Origin of the sequence: Nocardia neocaledoniensis (genome assembly GCF_029868625.1) — a bacterium.
GTDB classification, from domain to species: Bacteria; Actinomycetota; Actinomycetes; order Mycobacteriales; family Mycobacteriaceae; genus Nocardia; species Nocardia neocaledoniensis_A.
This window is the reverse complement of sequence record NZ_JARWOJ010000043.1, coordinates 1-2,944: the sequence shown is the minus strand read 5'-3', so window position 1 is coordinate 2,944 and position 2,944 is coordinate 1. Positions and strand designations below refer to the sequence as shown.

The 2,944-nt window shown below is 65.1% G+C and carries 3 protein-coding genes and 1 pseudogene; all 4 read right to left on the bottom strand.

The features are described 5' to 3' along the window. A partial coding sequence (locus tag QH270_RS02160) for a hypothetical protein (protein ID WP_280338634.1) occupies positions 1 to 457 on the bottom strand: 457 nt, incomplete at its 3' end. Then, complete coding sequence (locus QH270_RS02155) at positions 450 to 692, bottom strand: hypothetical protein (RefSeq protein WP_280338633.1); 243 nt, start codon at positions 690 to 692, stop codon at positions 450 to 452. The genes QH270_RS02155 and QH270_RS02160, both read right to left, overlap by 8 nt. Positions 693 to 1,089: 397 nt before the next feature. Beyond that, a complete protein-coding gene (locus QH270_RS02150) occupies positions 1,090 to 2,622 on the bottom strand; it encodes a flavin-containing monooxygenase (RefSeq protein WP_280338632.1) in 1,533 nt (510 codons plus the stop codon). Next, positions 2,619 to 2,944: pseudogene (locus tag QH270_RS02145) on the bottom strand (hypothetical protein); the annotation flags it as partial. The pseudogene QH270_RS02145 and the gene QH270_RS02150, both read right to left, overlap by 4 nt.

Sequence of the window (2,944 nt, the reverse complement as noted above, 5' to 3'; positions counted from 1 at the left end):
ATTGCGAACGTAACGTTGTCGCTCCTGCCCGGTCACCGACGTGGATTGTGCACGCAGGGTCGGGTGGCCGAACGGCTGTCGGACCCGCAATCTTCTTCCTGAGGTAGGCCGCGAATTCCTCGGCGTTGACCCGATCATCATCCGGTGACCACTGGTCGGGATCCCAGACGAAGCTCAACTCGTCCACGAGGTCGCGGTAAGCCCCCAACACATCCGCAGTGCTCGCACCGGTCCTCAGCGCCACGGCAAGCAAGGACTCGCCACGCAGAAGAGCATCGAACATACGCGCAGGCCTCAGCTCTTCTCTCGACTGCCAGGGCAGATCCCCCGGAATCTCTAGATCTAGGAGCGCCTGCTGTCCCAGCAGACGCCTAAGCCGTTCGGCCAGGCGCGCGGCGGCATCATGCGGCACTACCTGGCGTTCAATCTGATCGGTGCGAGCTCGACGCCTACTCATCGTGTTCCTCCAGGGCCCCTTCTTCCGTCTCCGTCGAAGCGTCCTCTTCTCCTGCCGGCCCGGTGCGGAATCCGAACCCGCCCACGAACGCGGCGAAAATCCTTGGTACATCGTTTCGTTCAGCACGCACGAGCGCAATCACGGTTACGACGAACACCACCCCGAGAAATGCCGTCACCGGCCAGACAGCCAGCGCCGTGGACTCCCCCACCACGGACAGAACACCGGTCGACATCGAAACCCTCCAAACGACAAAAAGCCCCCGGCAGCATGGCCGAGGGCTTCACAGGCGGACAGAAAAAAGCGCTCCAGCTGATGGAGCTGGAGCGCGGGATACAGGTATCCCCTTGAGGGACAAGGTATCAGATGAAGTCTGTCACGGAAAGTTCCCAGGTCAAGACGCAACTTCGCCTTAAGATCCGACTTTCGTAACGCGGCGCGAGAAGCCTCCGACGGCCGTCGGCACACAACCGCCGTTAGGTTCTCGGCAGAGACCCCCGTAGTTGGATGTCTCCCTGGCTGGTGCACCGCAGCGCTTGTGGTCATGGTCCAGGCGAGTGCCAGTGAGGAGCGGAAGTAATGCCGGGCCTGGCGATGATCCATCCGGTGCGGCGGCAATTAGCCTTCATTCGCTACTGCTTCGGGTCTAGCCGAAGATCGAGCAGGGATCGAGATCGCGTCACAGGACGTGATCTCGAGCATTCGCCTCCCACCCTCGCGAAGGACTCAGCCGGACCGCTAGCTCCGAGCGCGTTTTCGAACTCCCTGGCGGTTTCAGGCCAGGCGTTGGTGATCGTGCCGTCGGCGCGCTTCCACCATGCCCCTGCCACACCGTCACACCAGATAGTCCAGGCCAGAGCACGGTCCAGGCGTTCGAGGTAGTTCGCCATTGCCTGCTCGGTCACCTCCAGCGGCGCACCCCGGTCGGCGCTGAGGGCCAGGCAGCGCGCGATGTATCGGGCTTGGTGTTGCTTGAACGAGGGGTTGCTGTTGGACGGGGTGAACGAGTGCGGGCCGGCGATCATGTAGAGGTTCGGGAAGCCTGGCACCGCGAGGCCGTAGAACGCGGTCGGTCGCCCTCGTCGCTGCCACAGTTCGTGCAGGTCTCTTCCCTCACGCCCCCGGACCCGGACTCCGGCAAGGAATTCCGGGGCCCGGAATCCGGTGGCCCAGACGATGACGTCGGCGTGGCGTTGCCTTCCGTCGACCGTGCGGATTCCGTGCGGGCTGAGCCAGTCGATGGGGGCGGTGACCAGTTCGACGTGCGGCTGGGTCAGTGCCGGATAGTAACTGTTGTCGAGCAGTATCCGCTTCTCCCCGATCCGGTATTGCGGTGTGAGTTTGGCGCGTAGCTCGCGGTCGTGCACGTGTCGTCGAAGGTGGGCTCGTGCGAGGAGTTCGGCGGGTCGTGCTGACCACCCGGCGCGCATGATCGGCGCGAGAACCAGATCGGCGGCGCGATAAATCCCTGACCGGTACAGCTCGTGCGCACCGGGCACATGTGTCAGCGCCCACCGCGATACCGGCCCGAACGTGGCGGCCGGCTTGGGCAAGACCCAGGGCGGGGTTCGTTGGTACACCGTGACCCCAGCCGCGACGCGAGCCAGTTCGGGAATCATCTGTGCCGCTGAGGAACCGGTGCCGACCACCGCGATCTGTCCGCTCAGATCGACGGTGTGGTCCCACCGTGCGGAATGGAACGCAGGCCCGGCGAAGGTCTCCGCCCCTGGCATGCGAGGAATCGCGGGACGATGCAGTTGACCGAGCGCCCACACGACCGCGTGGGTGCGGATCAGCTCACCGCTGCTCGTGGTCAGGGTCCAGGTGCGGTCGGTGTCGCTGTAGTCGGCGGCCACCACGGTGGTGTTGCAGCGCAGGTGTGGTCGCAGGTCGTTGCGGTCGGTGACCTCGCGCATGTAGGTCAAGATCGACTGCTGGTCCGGGTAACGGACCCGGGCGTCGCGGTAGGGGTCGAACGCGAACGAATACAGGTGCGCTGGGACGTCGCAGGAACAGCCCGGATAGGTGTTCTCTCGCCATACCCCACCGACCTCGGGTCCTTCTTCGAGGACCAGGAACTCGCCTATGCCGGCGTGTTTCAGTTCAGCCGCCATGGTGAGGCCGCCGAACCCGGCCCCGACGACGACCGCCTTGTGCGTGGTCATGGCCGCACCTGGCCGCTGACCGGCCGGGTGGCGGAGTCGGTTGGCGGGCTCGACCAACCGGTCCAGCGTTGCCACCAGTTCAGGTAGTCCGGGGCGGCCATCGGTGCGTCGAAGGCGTCGAGGTTGATGCCGAATCCGTCGACCAACTCACCCAGATGCGCTCCCAGATACTGGCGGTGGTGGTGTAGCTCGCGGTGGACGCGTTGGGCGCGCCGGGGTGTCATCTGTCGGTGGGCGGCGAACCAGGTTCCGCGGGCCACGATTCGTTCCAGCGTGTAGACCGCGGTGGCGGATTCGAGCAGGCCTCGGGCGGTGTCGTCGC

Coding starts and splice junctions, on each gene's coding strand:
- QH270_RS02155 (WP_280338633.1), bottom strand. CDS start 692: ATGTCGACCGGTGTTCTGTCCGTGGTGGGGGAGTCCACGGCGCTGGCT.
- QH270_RS02150 (WP_280338632.1), bottom strand. CDS start 2,622: ATGACCACGCACAAGGCGGTCGTCGTCGGGGCCGGGTTCGGCGGCCTC.